The organism is Spirosoma luteum DSM 19990 (assembly GCF_000374065.1).
Taxonomy (GTDB): Bacteria; Bacteroidota; Bacteroidia; order Cytophagales; family Spirosomataceae; genus Spirosoma; species Spirosoma luteum.
Genome location: NZ_KB893301.1, coordinates 42,667 through 66,176, shown reverse-complemented (window position 1 = coordinate 66,176; position 23,510 = coordinate 42,667). Strand labels below are relative to the sequence as shown.

The window sequence follows — 23,510 nt, the reverse complement described above, 5'->3', positions numbered from 1 at the left end:
CTCCTTGCGCCCTCTTTGCGGAAGCCCGAATAGAGCAGCGTATAAAAGAGTCGTTTTTACAACAACGAAACGGTATTACAAACCATGTTCAACTGGAGTATTGTTTTGCACTAACTCCCTATATGTTGGTAATCAGAGGCTTCGGTGCAACGTTTCGGAATCTCACTCCGCTATAGAAGGTACTCTCAGGGTGGTTTGAATCAGGTTAGTGGCACATTTAGCAATGATTTTTCCATCAAGAGCCACAATATACCCTTCGCAGTGTACAATGTTCTTTCCGGCTCTGATGAGTTTCGCCGTTGCTGTTATATGATCCCCAAGCCAAGCAGCGTGTAGGAAATCGACAGTCAAATTAACCGATGTATAGGCATACTCGCGGCCAAGACAGATGACCATGGCCCCAATCAATTCATCCAGAATAGCCGCCGAAACACCACCATGCAGGACATTGGCGGGATTAGTCATCTCTTCACGAACAACGAATTCAACCACCATACTACCATACTCAACCGCCCGAATAGTTCCGTTGAGCCACCGTCCAAACGGCGACAGACTAGTACTCATATCCTGGCCTATACGAGCGTGAAAGTACGCAAGGCGCGAATTTGTCAAGTTCTCCATACGAAGCAGAACACGTGTATGTGTGTGGAGCAAAAATAGTACTAAACTAAGCTAAGAGCTAATATAATGCTATTCCCTGTGGATTTTATTGGGAGGTTTTCAAGACTTGTGCTACTTTTGGGCGATTTTAAATAGGCTTACTTACTTACACACATGAATTATACGCTTACGCAGATACCTGACCGTACCGCTAAACCCCGTCAAACCGGATTAACTATGGTTATGGATAAAGGGCTGAGTATACGCGAAGTGGAAGATTTTTTATCTACCTCTGCCAATTACAGCGATATTGTTAAGCTGGGCTGGGCTACATCATTCGTGACCCCAAACCTGAAGGAAAAAATTGCTGTTTATCAGGAAGCGGGGATGCCCGTTTATTTTGGTGGTACCCTGTTTGAAGCATTCGTTGCCCGTAAGCAGTTCGATGAGTACCGTAAACTACTGGACAAGTACGGGTTGGCTTATGCAGAAGTATCGGATGGCTCGATTGACATGCACCAGGATGAAAAATGCGAGTATATTCGGACGTTAGCCACTCAGGTAACGGTACTATCAGAAGTAGGCTCAAAGGACGAAGCTAAAATCATACCGCCCTACAAGTGGATTCAGTTGATGAAAGCGGAGTTGCAGGCAGGCGCCTGGAAGGTAATTGGTGAAGCCCGCGAAGGCGGTACCGTCGGCCTGTTTCGCTCCAGTGGTGAGGTACGGCAGGGACTTGTTGAAGAAATTCTGACCCAGATTCCGTTCGAGAGTATCCTATGGGAAGCTCCGCAAAAAGAACAACAGGTTTGGTTTGTCAAACTGCTGGGTGCTAATGTAAACCTGGGGAATATTGCTCCACAGGAAGTTATCCCGCTCGAAACCATTCGGTTAGGCCTCCGGGGAGATACATTCACTCACTTTTTAGATAAACTGTAGAGACGTCGATTAGTACGTCTTTACAAACCAACTATGGACCTTATCAAATCGTTACTTGATTTTCTGTTGCACCTTGATCGCTACCTCGATCTGTGGGCGAATGAATACGGGGTGCTGCTATACGCCATCCTCTTTCTGATTGTTTTCACGGAAACGGGCTTGATTGTGATGCCGCTACTACCCGGCGATTCTCTTTTGTTTGCAGCTGGTGCACTGGCAGCCCGCCCAACGAATGACTTGAGTGTATGGGTTATTATTCCGCTGCTGATTGTAGCTGCCCTGCTGGGTGATAACGTCAACTATTTCGTTGGTCGCTTTCTGGGTACGCGAATCAAATCGCGGGAGAGAATCTTGTTTTTCAAGCGGGAATACATCGCTGAAACCGAAAAGTTCTATGAAAAATACGGTGGGCGAACGGTTATCATAGCCCGTTTTATCCCCATTATCAGGACGATTGCTCCGTTTGTGGCAGGAGCCGGTAGCATGCAATATGGCACATATATAAAGTTCTGTATTATAGGAGCCATACTCTGGGTGACGAGCATCTCATTGCTGGGCTATTTCTTCGGTAATTTCCCGATGGTACAGAAAAACTTTGAACTGGTTGTATTTGGCATCGTAGGGTTGTCTGTGTTGCCAATTGTCTATCAGTTTTTTAAGAAGCGAACCTAGAAAACAGGAACATATCTCTTTTCGTTGAATCACCTATGCCACTGCACACAAGCGGTGGCATCCTGTTTTAAGCTACTAATTATGACCCGTTACGGCCTCATCGGCTTTCCCCTTACGCATTCGTTCTCACAACGGTATTTCACCGATAAATTCGCACGGGAAGGTATCCCCGATACCCGGTACGACTTGTTCGACATGCCGGACATTTCGGCTTTACCAACTCTGTTTGACCTCAGTGGATTACGGGGTTTGAACGTAACCATTCCGCATAAGCAGGCAGTATTACCGTATATACACCGGCTGGATCCATCGGCCGAAAAAATCGGTGCAGTAAACGTTATCAAACTGGAATCAGATGGTTCACGAACGGGCTATAATTCCGATTATTACGGCTTCCGACAGTCATTGACCGACTGGCTGACTACCCTCAATCGAGTACCTGCCACGTTACAGGCACTGGTACTTGGCACAGGAGGGGCTTCCAAAGCGGTTACGGTTGCCCTCACAGACCTGGGCATTTCCTATAAATTTGTTTCCCGTACAAAAACAGACGGTACCCTCACGTACGCTGAGCTGGACACGGTTATTGCGGACTATCACTTACTTATCAATGCCTCGCCGGTTGGTACATTCCCGCGTAGTGATGAAGCCCCAGCCCTGCCCTACCCACTGTTGACAGCCCAGCATCTTTTATACGATTTGGTTTATAATCCTGCCGAAACGAAGGGCATGAAATTAGCCAGGGAGCGTGGAGCATCGGTACACAATGGCCTGCGAATGCTGGAGTTACAGGCCGAAAAGGCCTGGGAAATCTGGCAGAAATGACCAAAAAAGGCTACATTTCAGCCAAACATACCGATTACTGACATGCCACTCCTGGTTTTTGCAACCATTACGGCCCGGCCCGGTGCCGAAACCGCTTTGAAAGCCGGCTTACAGGAACTGGTTACTCAGGTACGTACAGAAGCGGCCTGCCAGTTCTACGAATTATATAAAAGTACGGAGCATCCGGGCCAGTTTATCATGCACGAAATGTGGCAGGATGAAGCCGGGCTTCTGGCACACAGTCAAATGCCACACATGAAGGCTTTCGGCGCAAAAGCGAGCGAGTGGCTGGCCAGCCCACCCGCCTTAACGAAGGTTAATCTATAAGGACGAAGCACCGCACTTACAGGCAGACTTCACGCATCCGGGATTCATCCCCAACAAACACATTGAAGTCAACCTGGCCTCTGATGCCCTGTATCCGACCACGCTGGTTATGTTGCCAGAAATAAAGTTTGTCCGCATCATAACGCCCGGGATGACTGGTTGAGTAATCAGCTATCCACAGGGGGTAGTTGTCCAGATTGCCCCTGATGTACCGCCGATACAGGTTCCCGTTTGTGTAAATAATGGGACGAATCTGGTAATGAGCCTCTATCGTTTCCAGCCACAGGCGCAAACCCTCCACAATGGTTTTGTCAGACTGTCCGTTTACCACTTCAAAGTCAACCACTGGTGCAAAGTCACCCGGCCTGAGCGTTACATGACGAATAAAGTTTCTGGCCTGTTTTAGCGGATCACGCGTGGGATGGTAGAAATGGTAAGCACCCCGATGTAGGGCTACCCGCTGGGATTCTTTCCAGTTTTTACCAAAATTTTTATCAGCCATTGTGGCTCCTTCTGTGGCTTTGATAAACACAAACTGTACGCGAACCCCCTCTGATTCTGTACGCTGAACACGCGACCAGTCAATGCGGTCATTGTGTCGCGACACGTCAATGCCGTGGATACTATACCGCATCGGTAAGCGAATACTGAACGCCTTCACGAAACGCCAGTTCATTTTATCGGGTCGCTTTGACCGAACAACCCATATCCCTGCCATTATCAGTAATACAGCTACAATCGGTAGACCATATCGGCGGAGAGCAAGCTTCACTAAAACACGAAATTTCATCCAGCTAATGCAATATGGGTCAAAATTACAGCTTTGTAGCACAGCCACTAAACACGAAAAAGCCCTTCGTGTATACAAAGGGCTTTTCTTGTATTAACCTGTTGAATTCCGGTTAATCGTGACCTTCCAGTTTAACTATCTTGTTATACAGGCCTAACAGCAGAAAAGGAGCGGCCCACTGACCAACAAATAAACTACGGTCCCGGTCGCCCTGAGTCTGTAGGTATAATGAAACCGCCATTGATCCTAGCGCGGACCACAAAAAAATGTCAGATGGTAATTTGGCAGTCTGCTCTTCGATGGCTTTGGCCACTGGCCCTTCTGAATGCTCTGGATTGTTATTTTGCTTCGCCATAATGTTGAGATTATTTTGGTTTGTAATGAAGCTTGTAACCCCTTAAGAAGTTATAAGGTTTTAAAATCGCGCAGAATAGCAGAATATTAATTACTATTTATTAGGCTGTGGTGTAGTGCGCAAATAGGGTTTCACAAAGGTTACGCCTTTGGGAAACTTGGCTTCCAGTTGATCATTGGTCACGGCAGGCGTCACGATTACGTCATCTCCCTGCTCCCAGTCGGCGGGGGTAGCTACCTGATAGTCAGCCGTTAGCTGTAGCGAATCGATTACCCGGATCAATTCGTTGAAGTTGCGTCCCGTGGAAGCAGGGTACGTTAGCGTTAGCTTGATTTTCTTATCGGGTCCAATAATAAATACCGAACGCACGGTTGTTTTCTCGCTGGCGTTGGGATGAATCATATCGTACAATTCCGCCACCTTCCGGTCCGCATCCGCAATGATTGGGAAGTTCACCTCCGAGCCCGTAACGTCCTTAATATCCGGGGTCCAGCGGTTATGCGACTCCAGGTTGTCGACCGACACAGCAATCACTTTTACATTCCGCTTGCCGAATTCATCTTTCAACAGAGCCGTTCTTCCCAGTTCGGTGGTACAAACGGGGGTAAAATCGGCGGGGTGCGAGAATAACATTCCCCATGAGTTCCCCAGCCATTCGTGAAAATGAATGGGACCCTGAGTAGTGTCGGCATCAAAATCGGGGGCAATATCTCCTAAACGCAGTGACATGATTAATGGGGTTTTAATTGATAAAATCTACCTTGTAAATCTAGTAATCGGAAAATAGAAAATCGACGGATGCCAATTTGGGTAAGAAACTTAAAAAGTAAGTACTGAGTTCAGAACGTGCTTCAGAAAAGCAGGTCCGTACAAAACACTATGCGGCACCCACTGCTGCGCTCGCGGGAGTAGTTTCCTACCTTTCATCCAGTTGTCTGACCGCCTGCTAAATTTATGCCGGAAGCTACCATCAGAAAGTGCTAATCTTGATCGTCAGCGAGCTATACGTTTGCTGTTTTACTCCCTATAGCATGAAAAAGACGATTACTTACCCCCCGTTCGCCCTGACGGCACTCCTCATCTGGCTTACCCTCCCGGTAAGTTTTGCCCAGAACAAAGCCGCCAAAATTGATGCACTCATACAGCAGTATGTTGCTAATAAACAGTTCAACGGCTCGGTGCTGGTAGCCGAGAAAGGACAGGTCATTTTCAAAAAAGGGTACGGTATGGCCAACATGGAGTGGCTCATACACAATACGCCGGATACCAGGTTCCGGCTTGGTTCCATAACCAAGCAGTTTACGGCCATGCTGGTTATGCAACTGGTCGAAAAAGGCACGCTGAAACTGGCGGGACACGTCACGGACTACCTGCCCGATTACCCCAAAGCAACCGGCGATAAAATCACCATTCATCACCTGCTTACCCACACATCGGGCATTCCAAACTATACCAGCTTTCCCGGTTTTTTCCAGACCAAAAGTCGCGACCCCTACAAACCGGATGCATTTCTGAAAACCTTCGCCGATATGCCGCTCGATTTTGAGCCGGGCTCAAAATTTTCGTACAGTAACTCCGGCTATTTCCTGTTGGGTGTACTCATCGAGAAGGTAACGGGCAAATCGTACGCCGATGTGCTGAATGAAAACATTCTGGCACCCCTTCAGCTCAAAGACACCGGCTACGATTTATCCGGTCCGCTAGTATCCAGGCGGGCAGCAGGGTACGAAAAGCAGGGAGCAGGCTACGTAAACGCGCCTTATCTGGATATGTCGATACCCTACGCAGCCGGTTCACTTTATTCCACCGTCGAAGATTTGTACAAATGGGATCAGGCACTGTACACAGACAAACTGGTGTCGGCCAGTGGAAAAGCAACGATGCTTACCCCTTTTCTAAATCACTATGCCTACGGCTGGGGCGTGGGTAAAACAAAAGTCGGAAATCAAAAAGATAGTCTGCAACTTATTGAACATAGTGGCGGCATAAATGGCTTCAACACAATAATCAGCCGGGTTCCGATGGATAAACAACTGGTTGTGTTGCTTAATAATACCGGCAGTGCCCCGCTTGATGCCATGAAGCAGAATATCCTGCGCATCCTGTACGACCAACCAGTAGAAGCACCCAAGAAGCCCATCACAGATTTGGTCCGTCAGTCGGTTCGCACAGAACCAGTTGCTAAAACGCGCGAGCGATTCAACGCCTGGAAAGCGGATAAGGCCTATAACATGAATGAAGGCGAGATAAACGCCCTGGGCTACGAACTGATGAGCGATGGAAAACTACCGGAAGCCCTGGCCGTTTTCACCCTCAATGCCGAAGCTTTTCCCAACTCCTACAACGTGTACGATAGCCGGGGGGAAGCCTACATGAAAGCGGGGGACAAAACGGCCGCCATCAGGGACTATAAAAAATCGCTGGAACTCAATCCGCGCAACACCAACGGGACAACTATGCTGAAGCAACTGGGCGAACCCGTGGAAACGCCTGTCGATGCGGTGGTGGATGCAGCTACCCTGCAATCCTACGTGGGTACGTACCAACTGGCCCCCACCTTTTCTATTACTATCACCCGGCAGGATAACAAATTGTTCGGGCAGGCTACCGGCCAACCCCCGTTTGAGCTTTTCCCAACCTCCAACACCAAGTTTTACCTCAACGTAGTCGATGCGCAGGTAACGTTCGTTAAAAATGACAAAGGCGATGTGACGCAACTGATTCTGCACCAGAACGGTCAGGATATGCCCGGTAAGCGCGTCCAATAACCGGTAGTTGCACCAGCCAATTATAAAGTTATAACATTCCCAGAACGGGGAACAATTTTGCACTTTTTCTATTTTTCTGACTAAATGAGCTTCGTCAAGTGGAGTTTATTGTGAGTTTTCCAAGTTGGGAAAACGCACGAGCGGTCAGAAAAATAGAAAGCTGCAGCATGAAAAAGCAACTAATTCCCCTCGCCATCGGAGGCTTCGGTATTGGCATGACAGAATTCGTCATGATGGGTATTCTACCCGATATTGCAACCACACTGAACATCACAATTCCGGCCGCCGGTCACTTGATTTCGGCCTATGCACTTGGCGTTGTTCTGGGTGCTCCCCTACTGGTTGGGATTGCCGGAAACTATCCGCCCAAGAAAATTTTGCTCGGTCTGATGGTCCTGTTCACCTTTTGCAATTTACTCTCCTCCTTTGCTCCCAATTACGAAACCATGCTGATAACCCGCCTGCTATCGGGGTTGCCACATGGTGCATTCTTCGGCGTAGGGGCCGTAGTAGCCAGCCGGTTGGCGGGTAAGGGCAAAGAAGCGCAGGCCATTTCCATGATGTTTGCCGGCCTTACCGTAGCCAACATCATTGGAGTCCCTTTAGGCACGTTCATCGGTCATAACTTGAGCTGGCGGATAACCTTCGTCATCATTGCCGCCGTTGGCCTGGTCACTCTGTTTTGCATTCAGAAGCTAATGCCGGTGGTGAGTCAGTCCAATCTGCGTAAAGATCTTAAATTGTTCACGCACGTGGAACCCTGGCTTATTCTGGGTATTACGGCCATTGGTACAGGTGGGTTGTTTGCCTGGTTCAGTTATATAGCTCCCTTATTGACTGAGGTGGCGCACTTCGGCAGCGACCAGCTTACCTGGATTCTCGTGCTGGCGGGTTTCGGGATGGCCGTTGGTAACCTGATTTCCGGGCGTACGGCCGACAGCATCTCCCCCATCAAGGCGACCGCGTTGTTTCTGCTGCTGATGAGCATTTGTCTGATCGTCGTGTATTACGTCTCGTCCATTCAGATACCCCTTCTCGGTATGACCTTTGTTACGGGGGCCATTGCCTTCTCGCTGGGTGCACCGATTCAGATATTAATGATTCGGGCGGCTAAGGGGTCCGAAATGCTGGCCTCTTCGGTGAGCCAGGCAGGATTCAACATGGGGAATGCATTGGGGGCCTATCTGGGTGGTTTACCAATTGCTGCCGGCCTGGGCTATGCCGCTCCCAACCTGGTGGGAGCCATGCTGGCGTTTACGGGTTTTCTGATGGCGATGATGATGTATTTCCGGCAAAAAGAAGCGCCGAGGTACGAATTATCAACCGGCCACTAAACAGCGACCGATTACGTAAAATCTCACCTGTACTACCAACGGATTCCGTACCTTAAAAGCGGAATCCGTTTTTTGTTTCGCTAAAACCATTTACGCTAATGAATTTCCTTCTTGTACTGTTTCTGTTAGTAATCGTTGTCATATACCTGTCGGTTGTTATTGTGCAGCAGGGCACGGTGGCCGTCATTACCGTTTTCGGAAAATACTCCCGGGTCATGACGCCGGGTTTAAATTTCAAAATCCCCTTTATTGAGTTCATCTACCGGCGTATTTCCATTCAGAATCGCTCCGTCGAGCTGGCGTTTCAGGCCATCACGGCTGATCAGGCCAATGTTAACTTCAAAGCCATGCTGGTATATTCGGTACTGAACCAGGCGGAGGAAACGATTAAAAACGTAGCCTTCAAATTCATCGACGAGGCCTCGTTCATGCAGGCTTTGATTCGAACTATTGAAGGGTCCATCCGTAGTTTTGTCGCCACCAAACGGCAAGCCGAAATCCTATCGCTCCGTTCCGAAATCATTGAACACGTTAAATCACAGCTTGATGTGCTGCTTGAAACCTGGGGCTATCACCTTACCGATCTGCAACTGAATGACATCGCCTTCGACGAAGTGATTATGCGGTCGATGGCGCAGGTAGTGGCCTCTTCCAACCTGAAAGCAGCTGCTGAAAACGAAGGGCAGGCCCTGCTGATTACTAAAACCAAAGCGGCCCAGGCCGACGGTAATGCCATTCAGATTTCGGCCGAAGCCGAGAAAACGGCTTCACAGCTAAGAGGGCAGGGCGTGGCCCTGTTCCGCGAAGAGGTGGCCAGGGGTATGGCCGAATCGGCCAAGGTGATGAACGAAGCCAATCTGGATGCATCCCTGATTTTATTCTCCATCTGGACCGAAGCCATCAAGCATTTTGCCGAAAATGGCAAGGGCAACGTTATTTTCCTGGATGGCTCGACCGAAGGAATGCAGAAGACGATGAACCAGTTGCTGGCGGTTGAAAAAATGAACCGTACCAACGGGCAGTAAACATAGTATGTGGTTTACGGTTTACAGTTTATGGTTTTTAGTTGCGCGAAGCCACGCTTTTACGTATCCAAAAGTTGCTCTGCGCAACCGTAGACTATAAACCAAAACCGTAAACCTGTTTATGACTAATCTGCTTTTCCCTACCGACTTCTCGACCAGTAATGACGTCGCCCTGGATTGGGTGCGACTTTTCGCCCAAAAGACGGGGGCAACCGTTACGTTGCTGCACGTTTTTCAACCTATGCTGCCCGACAGTACATTCCCCAGCATTGGCGATTCAGGCATGGGCATGATGGCCTCGCAGGAAATTGAAGACATTAGCCGTCAGCGGCTGGGTGAACTAGCCAGCAGACTGGAGGCCGAAGGGTTACAAATCGTGATCGACTGGCGCATTGGTTCGGTAGAAGACACCATTCTGGATGCCGCCCGCGTTCATTCGGCGGATCTGATTGTGATGGGCCGCAGCGACCTGAGCACCTTTTTTGATCGGCTGGCGGGTAGTGCCGTGAGCGATGTAACCGATGAAGCCCTTTGTCCCGTGCTAATCGTGCCCGTTGATGACGAGGGGAAAGCGATCCAACCCGCCCAGGTGAATACCATTGCCTATGCCATGCAGGCCGAAACGACGCGTGCGCAGGTAACATTCCAGACTGAATCACTCGTGGATGTGTTCAAAGCCAAACTCGAGGTGCTCACAGAAGATCAGTTCGATAATGCTCACCCCGACATGATTGTGATGGAATTACACCCAAAGGCCGGTTTCCTGGATGGCCTGCTGCATCCCAACTACACCAACGCGCTAATTGAAAAATCGGAGGTGCCCGTGTTGGTCTATCATAAGAAAGAGGATTGATTTCCTACAGAATTGAAACCGGTAAGAGCCGGAACGAAACGCGACCTGTGCAGCACAGGTCGCGTTTCGTTTGTGAAGAGCTACTCCTCCCCGGTAGCCACATCATCTACATCGTTAATTTCAAAAGAAGTGGCATGGGCCGTGGGCCTGGCCTCCTGATTGTTCCACTGGGCGTAATGGCGGGTGAAACTCGCGCCGTAGTAGAAGATTAGCGACGAATAAAAAACAAACAGCAGCATCAGAATAATAGGCCCTGATTTTCCATACAAAGAACTCACCTCACTATTGATTAACAGGCGATCCAGAATCTTCTCTCCTGCCTCAATCATCAGGGCCGTTACCAGCGCACCTACCCAAACGCCCCGCCAGCGTATCTGGATATCGGGCAGGTATTTAAAAACGACCGAAAACCAAACCGTTAGCAGCAAAATGGAAAGCAGATGCTTTCCGACCGTTATTAACCAGTCGTAATAGATAGCATCAGGAAATACAGTCAGCAGCGATTGTTGAATAACCAGCGACAGCGTAACCAAAACGCCCGAAAAAATAATAATCCCCAGGGAAACCAGCCGCTCCACCAACGTATCGGCCCAGGGTCGATGGGCAATCGACTTCACCATCCAAAGCTGATTGAGCGAACGCTTGATGATAGCAAACAGCGTAGTGGAAGCCAGCAACAGCAGAAAGATATTTAATGCCGTAAAGGCCAGACCAGACCGGCGCTGACTCAGGTTGTCCGAAATATCCCGTAACTGGCGGGCACCCTGATAACCAAACAGTTGAGCCAGTTCATGAAAAAGCTGCCGACTAACCTGTTTATCCTGCACATTTAGTAAGCCCCCAAATAACTGACTCAGGATAATGATGATGGGCGGCAGGGCGAAAAAAGCGAAAAAAGCCGTAGCAGCCGCCATCTGAATCGGAGCGTTCGCTTTCAGGTTATCGAACGCCTGGCCAGCTATTCGCAAAACAGGAACGTCTTTTGGCACAATTGGAAGGCAGTAAGTGAACTGGACTAACGCGCTGTCAGCCAACATAGTTTAGCGGCTTATCGGTATTCGGGCCACCCTAGTTGACTTTAACCATCTCGCCGAAGTAATTCATAAAAACGGTGTACGTCATCGTCTTTTTGGTATCGGGCTGGAGCAGGCGCATAGTCAAAGTAACGTATCGCTGCCCGTTAAAGGTGGGTTTGTACGTCACCTGTTGCAGCACCGCCTTTTCAATGTCTGCGTCATCTTTGGTGAACAACGCCAGATCATCTTTCTCAAGAGTCCGCTTAAAAACCTGACTGCCCGATTTTTTGGTAGCCAGCACCGTAGCCTTGTTGTTGAAATAACAACCATCGGCGGTGGGCGTCGTGCTGGCATCCTGGTCCATCGTGATAGATACGCTGATGGATTTGGCTGATTCCTGATACACATCGGCCTTCCCCAGTTTATTGGCTTTAACAACCGACTGGCAGTTTTTCGGCGCTGGTGGGGCGACAGTTGTGGCCGAATCAGTGGCGGTAGCAGCCGTCTCCCCGGTCGTATCCGATGTTTTTTCGGCAGGCCCGCAGGCGAAGAGTAAACTGGCTATAGAAAAGAGTAAGAGTTTGTTTTTCATGCGGCAAATTTCGCATTTATCCGGTAGCAGAACACGCCGGATGTTGACCTAAATCGCTACTTTTTTTGTTACCTCTCCGAAATAACCGGCATTTGTTCAGGGTTCTCTTCACCAAACACCCCGACCTGTCCTACCATCACTCATTTATGCAATTACTCTACAGTTATTTACGGCGTTACTGGGGCCTGCTGGCACTAGCGCTGCTGCTGGCCACTATCAATCAGGTCTTCTCCCTGCTGGACCCCTACATTTTTCGAAAAATTATCGACCAGTACGTGGTTAAACCGGGTGGTGCCCTGCGACCACTGGGATTCTGGAGCTTCCTGCAAAACGGAGCGGGTCTGCTGATTTTGCAAGCACTGGGTGTGGCAATGGTGAGCCGGATTGCCAAGAACTTTCAGGATTACTACGTCAACGTGATTACCCAGCGGCTGGGTGCCAAACTCTATACCGATGGGTTGCGCCATTCGCTGGACCTCCCCTATCAGGTATTTGAAGACCAGCGGTCGGGTGAGACGCTGGGCAAGCTTCAGAAGGTGCGATCCGATGTAGAAAAACTGATTCAGTCATTCGTGAACGTGCTGTTCACCTCGGTGGTAGGCATTGTGTTTGTTATGTGGTATGCCGCTACGGTGTACTGGCCCATTGCCCCGGCTTACTTTCTGACCATCCCGCTATTGGGGTTTGTGAGTTCATTGCTGAGCAAAAAAATCAAGACCGTTCAAAAAACCATCGTGGCCGAAACCACCGCCCTGGCCGGGTCCACTACGGAGAGCCTGCGGAATATTGAACTGGTAAAAAGTCTCGGGCTTGCCAATCAGGAAACCGAACGCCTGAACGCCACCACCGAGAAAATCCTGAAACTCGAACTCAAAAAAGTACGGTATATCCGGTCGCTGTCGTTCGTGCAGGGCACGTTTGTCAACCTGCTGCGCAACGCGATTATGCTGCTGATGCTATTTTTAGTCGTGCAGGAAAAAATTACCGTGGGTGAGTTCTTCTCGCTGTTCATCTACTCGTTTGCCATCTTCGGACCGTTGCAGGAACTGGGCAACATCATAAACGTGTACCGCGAAACGGAAGCGTCGCTGGCCAATTTTCAGCAGATACTGGATACCCCCCGCGATGTGCAACCCCTCCGTCCGCAGCCCGTCGAAGCCCTTAAAACGCTGGCCTTCGACGATGTTCACTTCAAACACCTCACCGCCGACAAACCGGCACTGGCTGGTATTTCGTTCGATGCGCGGGTGGGCGAAACAGTGGCGTTTGTCGGCCCTAGTGGTTCCGGCAAAACGACGCTGGTGAAACTACTGGTGGGTTTATATAAGCCATTGAGCGGGCAGATTCGGTACAACGACATTCCCGGTTCGGAGGTTAACCTGGACGAACTGCGGGAGCAGATCGGCTTTGTGACGCAGGATACGCAACTTTTTGCCGGTACCATCCGCGAGAATCTACTCTTTGTGGCTCCCCACGCTACCGATGCGGAATGCCTCATGGCACTGCATCAGGCAGCCGCCAACACCCTGCTGGCCCGCGCCCCGCAGGGACTCGACACCGTCATTGGCGAAGGGGGTGTGAAAGTATCGGGTGGTGAGAAACAGCGGCTGAGTATTGCCCGCGCCCTGCTGCGCAAACCCGCGCTACTGGTATTCGATGAAGCTACCTCCGCCCTGGATTCACTGACCGAAGAAGAAATTGGCCGTACCGTGCGCGACTTATCCGGTTCGCGTCAGCACATTACCATTCTGATTGCCCACCGCTTAAGCACCATCCTGCATGCCGACCGGATTTTTGTGCTGGAGCAGGGCAGTGTCGTAGAAGAGGGTCGCCATGAGGAACTGGTAAGCCGGAAAGGACTGTATTACGCCATGTGGCGGCAGCAAATCGGGGAACGCAAAGAGCTGATGCCCGCGTAAGTAATGGTTCGCATTACCCTACTCTTTTTTTGCAATAGCGATTAGTACCGCACCAGCCGCCATGAGCACAGCCCCGGCAATGACCTGCCAGTTGAGCTTTTCTTTCAGAAAAACAGCCGCCATAATCACGGCGAACACGAGGGAGAAATTGGTTAGAGGGGATACCTGCGAGGCATTGCCTATTTTTAAGGCGTAGAAGGAAAAGAGTGAAGAGAGACAGGTTAGTACACCCGCACTGGTTAAATAAATCCACACCCGGCGGTCGATACGGGAAACGTCGGGCAGGTTGCCCTGAAAAATGACGACGCCCCACGATACGGCCAAAATCAACACTGACTGAATGGCAAACGCCAGACTCGAATCGACGTTTTTAATTCCTGCTTTCGACAAAGTGACAACGGCACCGGCAGTTATGGCGGCTAGTAAAGCAAACACAATCCACATAAGGCTGAAGAAGTACGTACAGCCTATAAAGTAAAAAGTGAAGAGAAATGATTTAAAAATGCGTTGATTGATTGTAGACAATAGCCGCTATTTGCCTAATGGGCAAACGTAACCTGAACGGTTATTAGTCCTACGGCCAATGTAACGAGTGTGTTTTTTAACTTTATTAGCGACTGGAGAAGAGGAAGTTAACCTTCCGCTTCATACGCCAGGTAAGTAGTAGGGCTATTACGGCCATTACGCCTAGCCCATACGGCGCATAATAAGTCACTTGTTCCACACCCTTCGACACTCCATTGCCCTGGCCAGTGACCCGTTCAACCACCCAGGCGACGGCGGCCACAGCGGCCAATAAAGCACCCGTCAAACGCACCCCCCGGTAAGCGGGTGTCCGACTCAGCAACATAAGCCAGGGAATGGTTAGGGTAATGACCAGTAGCTGCATGAGTTCGATACCCAGATTAAAGCCCAGAATGCTAACGGCCATCGGACCAGCATCCAGGCGCAGGTTGGTCAGCGTATCGGCAAACGCTAAACCATGAATTAAGCCGAAGCCGACAGCAACCCATCCCTCACGGCCTGGGAATATGGGCCGCACGGCGTGCACCGCCGATACCAGAATGGATACGGCAATTAGTACCTCAATGGGTTGTCCAGGCAGTCGAACCAGGCTCAGGGCACCCATGAGCAAAGTAAGGGAGTGACCGATGGTAAACGCGCTGATAATCAATAGCAGTCGCTTCAGGCTATAGCGCGCACCACCAAACCGACTCCAACGGCCACCATTAACCAATAGCGGAGCCGGTAACAGGAGTACCAGCAAAAAAAGCAGATGATCGGTGCCCCCGGCAATGTGGCGTATCCCCAGTTCGACCATCGCCCGAAAGCCCGTCCAGACGCTGCCCTTTTCCAGGTTAACGGTAAGGGGCGGTATGCGGTTGTTGACAATATCCAGCTCAATAACGCCCACCTGAACCATAGTTTCTTCAGTCAATTGCCCGTTTGCCCAGTCCTGCCGAATAGACACTAGGATTTTATGCGTCACGACCTGATGCAGAACGGCATCGTAGTGGAGGACGAACCGCCGAACGTCCGCGCCAACCGGAGGCACGAGTCGAACTATCGCCCTTAGCTCACGATACGTACCGTTAATGGGGTTCTGCGTTTCCTGTACGGCTAAGGTATCCACCGACACAGCCCAGTTTTGGCCACCGGCGGTTTGAGCCCGAAGGTGTTGGAGCAGGTAGGTCCGCAGTGGAGAGCCAAGACGAGCTACTAACTGGGCAGATGAATCGTTGACAGCATGACCAAAGGCAGCCTGTAGCTCGTTGAGCGGAATTTGCACCTCGGCATCAATACGGGTGGCGTGAACGTTGAGCAGCACGACCGTATTAGGCATGGGGTGCGACCAGGATACGGCTGGCTGCAGGGATAAGAGAAAAATCATCAGCCATCCGGCCGGATGGCTGATGAGGGCAAACAGATACTTCACCAGGCGAAGATGTTTATGTAACGTAGTACCAGGCTCGCTGGTAAGCGCATTTGTGGTATTGACCAGGCTTTTTACGCCTGGATTGACTACTTAATTCAACCGGTTTCAGTCACCTTACAACCCGTTGTAATCACGCGTGTGATCGCGGAAGATCGTATGATAGTGAATCTGATTGCGAATGACTGCCCCAGACTGGCAAACAAACTCAATCCACACGCTGGGCCCATCAATCCGCGCATAATCGGCATTGACGGTCATGGTGGGGTTGTTGGAGTAGGCAATGTATGTCTGATCCAGTTCCTGCTGATAAATGGTGAGCAGGGCCTTCGCCGTGACGTCGTCGAGGTCATATACCCAGGGTTGAATGGCCGCCAGCACCAGCGCCTTTTGGGCGGCCGTCAATCCACCAACGGCCAGCCCCTGTTTAGTAGCCGGAAACTGTCCGTCTTTGTTGGGACCCAGCAGCACATCGCTAAACGTAGTACTTAGCTTAGCCGAAGCCAGTTGTGCTGCGGACAGGGAGGCCAGCATGGCCACCATGGCATCCCGTTCCTGATTGAGGGGGGCAAAGGTGGTTGTTCCCGACGTCCACTCTTTAGGCTCTATGCCCTGGTGGGACGGCGTACCGCTTACCACCACTCCGTTACTGAAGGTGATATTCTGGGCGTAGTGGTGCCCTCCGAACTGCAACATCCAGGTCCCCGTGTTGCTGGGCGTACCCAGAAACGCAATAATGTATTTGCCCGATGAGTACCCACTGCCCCCCGAGTAAGTCGTGGCCAGCACATCATCGGCGGCATTGATTTGAGTGAACTCGGCATACCCCTCATTAGCCATAGTACCCGATGCTGCCTGAATAACGACTTTGGCAGCCGCTAACTGCGTGGCACTTAAGGTACTGAATTCTATACCATTGCGTATGGATACACCCCCGGGTAAGTTGGACCACCTAATGGCGTTTGCTTTGGTAAGGGCTAATTGTACGGTGGTTTGCTGAGCCGTAGACAAGGTTGCCAGAAAGGCGTTCGCGGCCGCAACAATCGCCGTTATACTCCCCGTACCGGTCAGGCTGGTGTTGCTGCCGGGTGTGGTGGTTGAGGCCGATACGGGTAGGGAGAGTGTACAGGTCTGCCCACCGAAACTCAGGGCGAAGCCGGCCGTACCGCTACCGGAGGGGGTCCCGCTGATGGCGTAAGTTAGAGTACCCGTCCCGGTGGTCAGCGTACCCGCCTGTAAGGTGGCATTAAGACCGGTGACGCCGGTGGAAGCCAGGCCGGTTCCGGCCGCGTAGGCTACTCCGTTACCGCCCGTATACGGTACCGTGACCGTTCCGGTGTAGGCGGTGCCGCTCACGGCAGAAGCGGAAAACGTGGCAGAAGCGCAGGTAAGCGCCGTTAGGGTGGCCGTACTCGGGGTAACGACCGTATCGGTATCTTTTTTGCACGATTCAATGGTTGCCAGACCGGTTAGGCACACCATAGCCAGCAAACTACTAAAAATTGTCTTCGTCTTGTTCATTCGTTTGGTTCTTTTATATGAAGATACAGTACTCATTGCACACCAGTCGTTCCTGGACCCGCTTAAGTGACGAATGCCACTAATGTTGGGGTGAAACGCGGGTTGAATCGGTGGTTAACCAACAGGTGGTCCCGCAGCGCATCGCGGAGGAGACAGGTTCCAGAATATCCTCCTGCACAAACACGTTGTTCAGCCAGGCAATCAGCTCCGTTGAGCCGTTATCGACAGTCACCGAATCCGGGTCAGCGATACCCGCAGTCCGGGCGTTGAAACTGGGGTAATACGTTAAAGTGTAGGGCAGCTTCTTGTACAGACTGACCATGATAGCTGACGTCGGAAAATACGAGTTTACGGAAATACAGTATTCTTTTAGTCGGTCGGCGTTTTCGAAGTGGTCCGTCAGTGAGGCAATCGATGGACTATGAACCGCCTGTTTAGATAAAGTCAATTCAGGCGTGCGCACAGCGGGGGATTCAACACTAGTCATGGTAGATTGGGTTACGTTGGGTACCGGTTTGGCCATGCAGTACCGGTTAGTTATGGGTAATACGTCCCACCCGGAGGCTTCGTTGCGCAGGCGACCGACTTAGTGATGAATACGCCAAATGCTGGGGTGAAGGTGAACGGATAGGGCTTGTCGCCGGGGTTGGGGTTGGTGGCTTACGGGTGAATAAGGCTGCTGTACAGCGAGACTCCTTCGGCAAAATGAGCCGCTGGCTACCGTATTGACCAGTAGTTGTCAATCGGCTTAGGCCTTACTCCCAAAAAGTGCAAAGAAACTTTCCTCATAACTGCTGCCCAGGGGTATCTCTTCGCCCCCAATGGCAATGAGCTTGTTGCGGAAAAATTCAATTCGGCGAAGGGCAACAATATAGGAGCGATGCACCCGCACAAAGTCCGATGGCGGCAGTTTTTCCATCATAGCCTTCATCGTCAGCCGTACAACGACGGGCTTCTGGTTTTCCAGGTGAATTTTCAGGTAGTTGTCCAGGCCCTCAATGAACAAAATATCGTCCACCATCACCTTGACTAATCCATAATCAACCCGAAACAGCAGAAAAAGTAGCGGTCTGGGCTGATCGGTTGGCTGAAGTAGTTTCCGCTGGTCAGCGACCCGTTGTACGGCCTGCAAAAATCGTTCAAACGTGAAGGGTTTTAGTAAGTAATCGACCGCCTGTAGTTCGTAACTCTCAACGGCATATGCGCTATAGGCGGTCGTGAAAATAACCAGGGGTGCCGGTGCGCGCTCCTGGTCTGGAGTGGCTTCAACCGGCGTGGCCCGGCCTATCGCGGCCCGGTAAAAGTCCATACCGGACTGGGCTGGCATGTTAATATCCAAAAACAGCAGATCAACCGGATGCTCCGTTAGGTACCGGTGAGCCTCCAGGGTGCGCGTAAATGTCTTCTGTAAATGGACGAATTCAATCCGGTTGCAGAAAGCCTCAATGATCTCCAGGGCCGGTAACTCATCGTCCAAAGCAATGGCTTGTATTAGCATAAGGTAACTCGTAAATCAACGGTAAAATCGGTCGGCGTATCCTGAATGGCTAGTTGGTGAGCGTTCGGATACCGCAACCGCAGTCGCTCCCGGGCATTGGACAAGCCGATACCCGTTGCCGGTTCGAGCTGGCTGATGGGTACTTTCCTGTTAAATACACGCAAATGCAGCTGATCCCCGGCCACGGTCAGCTTAATGCGAATGATTGACTCCTGGTCGGGATTGACGCCGTGTTTAAAGGCATTTTCGATAAAGGATATCAACAATAGAGGAACGATGGACTGATGGTCAACGGGCCCCACGATGGTATAGTCGATCGTAACCGAATCTCGCAGCCGAGCCCGCTGCAGGTCAATGTAGTTGCGGATGTAATTGGTTTCGAGGGCCAGGGCTACTTTGTCCTGGTGGGCGTCACGGATTGTATACCGCAGAAATTCGGACAGCTTGACAATGGTCTCAGCCGTGCGGTCATCCTGGCGAAGGGCTAAGGCATAGATACTATTGAGCGTGTTAAATAGAAAATGGGGACTAATCTGCGCCTTTAATTGGTTTAACTCAGCCAGCAGTTTCTCGGATTCAACCTGTTTAAGCCGATTGGCGGTCTGCATAGAGACCGAGGCTAGGGTACTAACGCTGCCCAGCAGAAAGAAAATCGCGAGTTTAGCCCCCAAGGGGAGCGGGGCCAGAGGTCCGTATGGCAGCCCGGGCGGTGGGTTTGGGAGCGCCGACGGCCGGGAAGGAGACGACTGTCCGGGATAGGGCATGGGGGCGAACAAATTTTCTTTCCAGAATACCTGGCCTGCCCACCCCAGCAGGGTTGGTTCTTTGGGTGGTTTCAGAAACGCCCACTGCTCAACACGGTGCGATAGCCACACTATACCCACCAGACAGGTCAGCGTTACCACGCCGTATCGTGCGTACTGCTTTTCCAAATACCAGCGGGGCACCAACACCGTATGATTGGTATAGGCAAAGAGTAATAATAAAAAGTAGGTCAGCAGGTTCTGAATGAGGTGTTGACGGGGGTCAAGGGGGCTGAAGGCAATGGATTCGCTAGCAAGGTATAGAAACGGCAGGATCAATAAGGCGATGCCGACCAGCAGGGGTAAGCGGTAGTGGTTTATCCATTTTTTCATCGTTCGGCGTCAAACCAACAGAAGGTCTGTTGACAAACATAACGTTTCGATAACAACTCACTCGACAATAGTGGCGAAAACCTGTAATAGAGGGGTATATAAGTAGCTGCCAGCGATTGATTAGTATACGCCATTTCTACCCCTTTGCGTTAGCTACCGTCAGCAGGTTTGGCGTTTGATACCTGCATTAATTGCTTTTTCAATATCTTGCCATTGGGCATTAGTGAACTGGTACGCAGGAGTCAGCGCTGATACCTGAATTTACTTAATCAATTGACCACTGGCCAAATGAAATCATTTCTATTCGTTACCTCATTGCTACTGCTAACGCTGTTTCCAGTTAACGGGATTGCGCAACAAACTAACCAAAAAATACGGATACTGGTATTGACCGATATTGAAAATGAACCGGACGATGCTCAATCTCTGGTTCGTTTTCTGACCTACGTGAATCAATGGGATGTAGAAGGATTAGTAGCAACAACGTCGGTTCATCAGCAAAACCGGGTCGCGCCCGAACGAATCCGGCGGATTGTGGAAGCGTATGGCAACGTTCGGGACAACCTGCTTCTGCATGAAAAGGGCTATCCTGAAACAGCTTACCTGCTGAGTAAAATCAAATCAGCCGTTCCCAGGTACGGGATGAATGCAGTTGGTCCCGGGAATGATTCTGAAGGGTCAGAACACATCATCACGGTTGTCGATAAGTCCGATAACCGACCCGTTTGGCTACCCGTTTGGGGAGGGGCCAACTGCCTGGCACAAGCGCTCTGGAAGGTCCGCCAGACCCGAACGCCTGAAGCGGTTGACAAGTTTGTTGCTAAACTCAGGGTTTATACCATATCGGACCAGGACGATACCGGCCCCTGGCTTCGCCGGACATTCCCCAACCTGTTTTACATTGTTAGTCCTGGTTTTCATGACCGGGGCGGGTACGAACATTCAACCTGGCGGGGGATCAGCGGAGACGTGTTTCCATTCGCACCAGGCTTCGCCGGACCCGATTCCAGCCTTGTCAACAATGCCTGGCTGGATGCCAATATTCGGAAAAACCATGGGCCACTTGGCGCACAACACCCCCATACTGAGTATATTATGGAAGGTGATACGCCTAGTTTTTTTGGCTTAATCAATAACGGGTTAAGTGATCCTGAGCATCCAAATTATGGCAGCTGGGGTGGGCGCTACGAACTATATACCCCCAGAACGCGTAACTGGTTTTTAGAACCCGAAACCCGCCCCATCTGGACCGATGTGGAGGACCAGGTGCAGGGAATTGATGGTGGCTGGTACGAGAGTAACAAAGCAACCATCTGGCGGTGGCGTCAGGCGTATCAGAATGATTTTGCCGCCCGTATCGACTGGACTGTTAAACCGTTCAAAGAAGCCAACCATCCTCCCGTAGTCAAACTAGCCCATCCGAATGAGCTGCGCGCTAAAAGTGGCGAAAAAGTTCTGTTGAGCGGAGAAGGCACTACTGACCCTGATGGTGATAAGCTGTCGTATGAATGGCTCTTTTACCCCGAAGTCGGCACTTATACAGGATCCCGATTACCCGTTATATCGAACCGGAAGCAGCTGGTGGCCTCCCTTGTGGCACCGCGGGTCGATAAGCCGGAAACGATGCATTTTATTCTGGTTGTGACCGACAATGGAAAGCCTGCTTTGACACGGTATCAACGGGTTATATTAACAGTTTTCCCCTGACTACCGGCAACCGCCTGTAATCAGGGGAGAGTATGATCTGCGTATCGCTTCCGAACCTCAGCCGCGCTGTATCGAACAGGAAAAGGGTTTAGGCTTTCATCTGTGGCCGGGGCGCAATAAACAATGTCAACCAGGTACGGCGGGCCATTCGAAAGAAATACGGGGTCAGGAGTATAAGCGTCGGGATCAACCCAATCAGGTAGTAGTCCAGATCAACCTGTAACCACTGCACGAAAATAAAAAAGGTAAGCAATGAATAAAGGGTGTAAAAACCGTAGCTCACGAACATGGATGCCCAGTAGAAGCCAGGTTCGGGCATAAAATTTTCGCCACAATGCGGGCAATGCTCGTGCATTTTATCGAAGTCCTTACTGAATGCGCTCTTTTTGATAAAGAAATCACCCTGATGACAACGTGGACATTTGTTGACAACAATGCTGTATAATCGACTATTGGCTGACATGGCTCTTGAGCATTTACCGAGGCAATTTTGACCCCTTATCGACTGTTGCTCAGGCAGTTTTTACCTAACAAAGGTAGGTAGCCAATGAATTTTATAACGTAACAGATCAAGTTGTGTATGGTACAAATCAACGATTTGTCATCAATGCCTGCCGAAACGAGGCAGGTGTCTGTCCGGTATGTTTTCTGAAAAAACGAACAAAATAAGAGGAATCCCCGAAACCAAGGTGAAAGCCAATTTCCTTAACGGACTGGGCCGTGTGCGTTAACAGGCGCTGGGCTTCAATGATGATACGTTCGTGCAGGAGTTGACTGGCCGTTTTGCCCAGAATTTTTTTGCAGATGTGGTTCAGGTGATTAGGTGTCATATTCATCTGTTCTGCGTACGTACGAACTGCCTGGACGGTCAGAAACTGATTTTCAATCAGATGCTCATAGTGGCGAATTCGGTCGTAAAGGTGCGTATCGGTACCCGGTAATTGCTGATTGTAGAGTCGATTAGCCGTTTCAAGCAGGATATGCACAAACGACAGAAATACGTCGGCTCGGTTTGCCTGTCGCTGTTCGTACTCCTCGTAGGCATACGTAAACAAATCGCTGAAAAAGGTCTGCTGATCGCTTACCTCCAGTAACGGTTGGTGCTGATGGGAGTGAAAAAACGGGTACTGCTGGAGTCGATTACCAAAACGTCCCCGAAAAAAATTAGCATCGATGAACAGATTATAACCCCGGCTATCAGGCGATAAGGCCCAACTATGCACCTGACCGGGCGTCAGAAAATAAAGCTGATTTGACGCTATGGTGTAGGTCCGAAAATCAATCGTATGCGTACCACTCCCCTGGGCCAGCCACATAACCAGATAGAACGTGTGTGAATGTGATTTATCGATTCCCTTAAACTCCTGCACTAGTTTTTCCAGCCGGGTCATGTAGAAGAACGCATCCGGCTCATGACGGGGAAACGACTGAATTTTATAGACGGGAACCGAAAATGACATGAGGTACGAAACAATGAGTTGCCGGGGTCGAAGTTAATGAATACAGGCATGAGAACAGTAACCAGGTTGGTGGAGGAAACCCGGCAAAACGCCGATGTTGGGAAATACTCTGTTTATTCGTTTCATGGCCGTAGCTGTATTGGAATCAATCATACAGGAGTGATTGTATTTGCGTGCTTCAATTCGGTTTGGCCATTATTGCAACCAGAAACCGGTTTTTCAGGATGAGTTGGACGCTTT

Annotated in this window: 24 protein-coding genes; 10 read left to right on the top strand and 14 right to left on the bottom strand. The window is 50.4% G+C overall.

All coding sequences use genetic code 11. The features are described from left to right. Positions 1 to 162: 162 nt before the first annotated feature. Positions 163 to 621 (bottom strand): PaaI family thioesterase, encoded by a 459-nt coding sequence (locus B156_RS0124985; RefSeq protein ID WP_018622533.1) that lies wholly within the window; start codon positions 619 to 621, stop codon positions 163 to 165. A 153-nt stretch (positions 622 to 774) separates the two neighbouring features. Here B156_RS0124985 and B156_RS0124980 point away from each other — a divergent pair, with 153 nt between their 5' ends. From B156_RS0124980 to B156_RS0124965, 4 genes are all read left to right on the top strand, one after another. Continuing rightward, positions 775 to 1,539, top strand: coding sequence for a phosphosulfolactate synthase (locus B156_RS0124980; RefSeq protein ID WP_018622532.1), 765 nt, complete (start codon positions 775 to 777; stop codon positions 1,537 to 1,539). Positions 1,540 to 1,572: 33 nt separating this feature from the next. Then, the gene (locus tag B156_RS0124975) at positions 1,573 to 2,211 is read left to right on the top strand and encodes a DedA family protein (protein WP_018622531.1); all 639 of its coding nucleotides are present in this window, start codon (positions 1,573 to 1,575) and stop codon (positions 2,209 to 2,211) included. 81 nt (positions 2,212 to 2,292) lie between these two features. Continuing rightward, a complete protein-coding gene (locus tag B156_RS0124970; RefSeq protein ID WP_018622530.1) occupies positions 2,293 to 3,036 on the top strand; it encodes a shikimate dehydrogenase family protein in 744 nt (247 codons plus the stop codon). Between the two features lie 42 nt (positions 3,037 to 3,078). Further along, on the top strand, positions 3,079 to 3,363 hold the full coding sequence (locus B156_RS0124965) for a putative quinol monooxygenase (RefSeq protein ID WP_018622529.1): 285 nt from the start codon (positions 3,079 to 3,081) through the stop codon (positions 3,361 to 3,363). A 16-nt stretch (positions 3,364 to 3,379) separates the two neighbouring features. On the opposite strand, the gene B156_RS0124960 is transcribed toward B156_RS0124965, so the two are convergent. From B156_RS0124960 to B156_RS0124950, 3 genes are all read right to left on the bottom strand, one after another. Further along, complete coding sequence (locus B156_RS0124960) at positions 3,380 to 4,039, bottom strand: glycoside hydrolase family 25 protein (RefSeq protein ID WP_018622528.1); 660 nt, start codon at positions 4,037 to 4,039, stop codon at positions 3,380 to 3,382. Positions 4,040 to 4,265: 226 nt separating this feature from the next. Then, complete coding sequence (locus B156_RS0124955) at positions 4,266 to 4,508, bottom strand: hypothetical protein (protein WP_018622527.1); 243 nt, start codon at positions 4,506 to 4,508, stop codon at positions 4,266 to 4,268. A gap of 93 nt (positions 4,509 to 4,601) precedes the next feature. Next, positions 4,602 to 5,237, bottom strand: a complete 636-nt coding sequence (locus B156_RS0124950) for a peroxiredoxin (protein ID WP_018622526.1) — start codon at positions 5,235 to 5,237, stop codon at positions 4,602 to 4,604. A 302-nt stretch (positions 5,238 to 5,539) separates the two neighbouring features. On the opposite strand from B156_RS0124950, the gene B156_RS0124945 reads away from it, so the two are divergent. The 4 genes from B156_RS0124945 to B156_RS0124930 all read left to right on the top strand — a co-directional run bounded on the left by B156_RS0124945 (position 5,540) and on the right by B156_RS0124930 (position 10,488). Further along, positions 5,540 to 7,276, top strand: a complete 1,737-nt coding sequence (locus B156_RS0124945; RefSeq protein ID WP_018622525.1) for a serine hydrolase — start codon at positions 5,540 to 5,542, stop codon at positions 7,274 to 7,276. A gap of 167 nt (positions 7,277 to 7,443) precedes the next feature. Continuing rightward, a complete protein-coding gene (locus tag B156_RS0124940) occupies positions 7,444 to 8,610 on the top strand; it encodes an MFS transporter (RefSeq protein WP_018622524.1) in 1,167 nt (388 codons plus the stop codon). A 98-nt stretch (positions 8,611 to 8,708) separates the two neighbouring features. After that, positions 8,709 to 9,635: an SPFH domain-containing protein gene (locus B156_RS0124935; RefSeq protein WP_018622523.1), complete on the top strand. Its 927-nt coding sequence runs from the start codon at positions 8,709 to 8,711 to the stop codon at positions 9,633 to 9,635. A 121-nt stretch (positions 9,636 to 9,756) separates the two neighbouring features. Continuing rightward, entirely contained in the window at positions 9,757 to 10,488 is a 732-nt protein-coding gene (locus B156_RS0124930) for a universal stress protein (RefSeq protein WP_018622522.1), read from the top strand. Between the two features lie 80 nt (positions 10,489 to 10,568). Here the strand turns inward: B156_RS0124930 and B156_RS0124925 are convergent, their stop codons facing one another. Continuing rightward, entirely contained in the window at positions 10,569 to 11,477 is a 909-nt protein-coding gene (locus tag B156_RS0124925; RefSeq protein ID WP_245563827.1) for a YihY/virulence factor BrkB family protein, read from the bottom strand. Between the two features lie 79 nt (positions 11,478 to 11,556). Next, the gene (locus B156_RS0124920; RefSeq protein ID WP_018622520.1) at positions 11,557 to 12,096 is read right to left on the bottom strand and encodes a hypothetical protein; all 540 of its coding nucleotides are present in this window, start codon (positions 12,094 to 12,096) and stop codon (positions 11,557 to 11,559) included. A 146-nt stretch (positions 12,097 to 12,242) separates the two neighbouring features. On the opposite strand from B156_RS0124920, the gene B156_RS0124915 reads away from it, so the two are divergent. After that, on the top strand, positions 12,243 to 14,015 hold the full coding sequence (locus tag B156_RS0124915) for an ABC transporter ATP-binding protein (RefSeq protein WP_018622519.1): 1,773 nt from the start codon (positions 12,243 to 12,245) through the stop codon (positions 14,013 to 14,015). 18 nt (positions 14,016 to 14,033) lie between these two features. On the opposite strand, the gene B156_RS0124910 is transcribed toward B156_RS0124915, so the two are convergent. From B156_RS0124910 to B156_RS0124885, 6 genes are all read right to left on the bottom strand, one after another. Beyond that, the gene (locus B156_RS0124910) at positions 14,034 to 14,459 is read right to left on the bottom strand and encodes an EamA family transporter (RefSeq protein WP_018622518.1); all 426 of its coding nucleotides are present in this window, start codon (positions 14,457 to 14,459) and stop codon (positions 14,034 to 14,036) included. Positions 14,460 to 14,625: 166 nt separating this feature from the next. Further along, positions 14,626 to 15,951, bottom strand: a complete 1,326-nt coding sequence (locus B156_RS0124905; RefSeq protein WP_018622517.1) for a HupE/UreJ family protein — start codon at positions 15,949 to 15,951, stop codon at positions 14,626 to 14,628. A 114-nt stretch (positions 15,952 to 16,065) separates the two neighbouring features. Then, positions 16,066 to 17,469: a DUF3500 domain-containing protein gene (locus B156_RS29870; RefSeq protein WP_018622516.1), complete on the bottom strand. Its 1,404-nt coding sequence runs from the start codon at positions 17,467 to 17,469 to the stop codon at positions 16,066 to 16,068. Positions 17,470 to 17,548: 79 nt separating this feature from the next. After that, positions 17,549 to 17,956, bottom strand: coding sequence for a hypothetical protein (locus B156_RS0124895; protein WP_157627176.1), 408 nt, complete (start codon positions 17,954 to 17,956; stop codon positions 17,549 to 17,551). Positions 17,957 to 18,217: 261 nt separating this feature from the next. After that, positions 18,218 to 18,967, bottom strand: a complete 750-nt coding sequence (locus tag B156_RS0124890; RefSeq protein WP_018622514.1) for a LytR/AlgR family response regulator transcription factor — start codon at positions 18,965 to 18,967, stop codon at positions 18,218 to 18,220. Beyond that, on the bottom strand, positions 18,961 to 20,103 hold the full coding sequence (locus tag B156_RS0124885; protein WP_018622513.1) for a sensor histidine kinase: 1,143 nt from the start codon (positions 20,101 to 20,103) through the stop codon (positions 18,961 to 18,963). Before B156_RS0124885 ends, B156_RS0124890 begins: the two co-directional genes overlap by 7 nt. 288 nt (positions 20,104 to 20,391) lie before the next feature. Here B156_RS0124885 and B156_RS0124880 point away from each other — a divergent pair, with 288 nt between their 5' ends. Beyond that, positions 20,392 to 21,810: a DUF1593 domain-containing protein gene (locus B156_RS0124880; RefSeq protein WP_018622512.1), complete on the top strand. Its 1,419-nt coding sequence runs from the start codon at positions 20,392 to 20,394 to the stop codon at positions 21,808 to 21,810. Between the two features lie 88 nt (positions 21,811 to 21,898). On the opposite strand, the gene B156_RS0124875 is transcribed toward B156_RS0124880, so the two are convergent. Both B156_RS0124875 and B156_RS0124870 read right to left on the bottom strand, forming a co-directional pair. Then, positions 21,899 to 22,273, bottom strand: a complete 375-nt coding sequence (locus B156_RS0124875; protein ID WP_026261044.1) for a DUF983 domain-containing protein — start codon at positions 22,271 to 22,273, stop codon at positions 21,899 to 21,901. 127 nt (positions 22,274 to 22,400) lie between these two features. Then, a complete protein-coding gene (locus tag B156_RS0124870; RefSeq protein WP_018622510.1) occupies positions 22,401 to 23,270 on the bottom strand; it encodes a helix-turn-helix domain-containing protein in 870 nt (289 codons plus the stop codon). Positions 23,271 to 23,510 lie beyond the last annotated feature (240 nt).

Bases quoted from the DNA above. Each gene is read 5' to 3' on its own strand.
- B156_RS0124985 (WP_018622533.1), bottom strand. From the start codon at position 621: ATGGAGAACTTGACAAATTCGCGCCTTGCGTACTTTCACGCTCGTATA.
- B156_RS0124980 (WP_018622532.1), top strand. From the start codon at position 775: ATGAATTATACGCTTACGCAGATACCTGACCGTACCGCTAAACCCCGT.
- B156_RS0124975 (WP_018622531.1), top strand. From the start codon at position 1,573: ATGGACCTTATCAAATCGTTACTTGATTTTCTGTTGCACCTTGATCGC.
- B156_RS0124970 (WP_018622530.1), top strand. From the start codon at position 2,293: ATGACCCGTTACGGCCTCATCGGCTTTCCCCTTACGCATTCGTTCTCA.
- B156_RS0124965 (WP_018622529.1), top strand. From the start codon at position 3,079: ATGCCACTCCTGGTTTTTGCAACCATTACGGCCCGGCCCGGTGCCGAA.
- B156_RS0124960 (WP_018622528.1), bottom strand. From the start codon at position 4,039: ATGAACTGGCGTTTCGTGAAGGCGTTCAGTATTCGCTTACCGATGCGG.
- B156_RS0124955 (WP_018622527.1), bottom strand. From the start codon at position 4,508: ATGGCGAAGCAAAATAACAATCCAGAGCATTCAGAAGGGCCAGTGGCC.
- B156_RS0124950 (WP_018622526.1), bottom strand. From the start codon at position 5,237: ATGTCACTGCGTTTAGGAGATATTGCCCCCGATTTTGATGCCGACACT.
- B156_RS0124945 (WP_018622525.1), top strand. From the start codon at position 5,540: ATGAAAAAGACGATTACTTACCCCCCGTTCGCCCTGACGGCACTCCTC.
- B156_RS0124940 (WP_018622524.1), top strand. From the start codon at position 7,444: ATGAAAAAGCAACTAATTCCCCTCGCCATCGGAGGCTTCGGTATTGGC.
- B156_RS0124935 (WP_018622523.1), top strand. From the start codon at position 8,709: ATGAATTTCCTTCTTGTACTGTTTCTGTTAGTAATCGTTGTCATATAC.
- B156_RS0124930 (WP_018622522.1), top strand. From the start codon at position 9,757: ATGACTAATCTGCTTTTCCCTACCGACTTCTCGACCAGTAATGACGTC.
- B156_RS0124920 (WP_018622520.1), bottom strand. From the start codon at position 12,096: ATGAAAAACAAACTCTTACTCTTTTCTATAGCCAGTTTACTCTTCGCC.
- B156_RS0124915 (WP_018622519.1), top strand. From the start codon at position 12,243: ATGCAATTACTCTACAGTTATTTACGGCGTTACTGGGGCCTGCTGGCA.
- B156_RS0124910 (WP_018622518.1), bottom strand. From the start codon at position 14,459: ATGTGGATTGTGTTTGCTTTACTAGCCGCCATAACTGCCGGTGCCGTT.
- B156_RS29870 (WP_018622516.1), bottom strand. From the start codon at position 17,469: ATGAACAAGACGAAGACAATTTTTAGTAGTTTGCTGGCTATGGTGTGC.
- B156_RS0124895 (WP_157627176.1), bottom strand. From the start codon at position 17,956: ATGACTAGTGTTGAATCCCCCGCTGTGCGCACGCCTGAATTGACTTTA.
- B156_RS0124890 (WP_018622514.1), bottom strand. From the start codon at position 18,967: ATGCTAATACAAGCCATTGCTTTGGACGATGAGTTACCGGCCCTGGAG.
- B156_RS0124885 (WP_018622513.1), bottom strand. From the start codon at position 20,103: ATGAAAAAATGGATAAACCACTACCGCTTACCCCTGCTGGTCGGCATC.
- B156_RS0124880 (WP_018622512.1), top strand. From the start codon at position 20,392: ATGAAATCATTTCTATTCGTTACCTCATTGCTACTGCTAACGCTGTTT.
- B156_RS0124875 (WP_026261044.1), bottom strand. From the start codon at position 22,273: ATGTCAGCCAATAGTCGATTATACAGCATTGTTGTCAACAAATGTCCA.
- B156_RS0124870 (WP_018622510.1), bottom strand. From the start codon at position 23,270: ATGTCATTTTCGGTTCCCGTCTATAAAATTCAGTCGTTTCCCCGTCAT.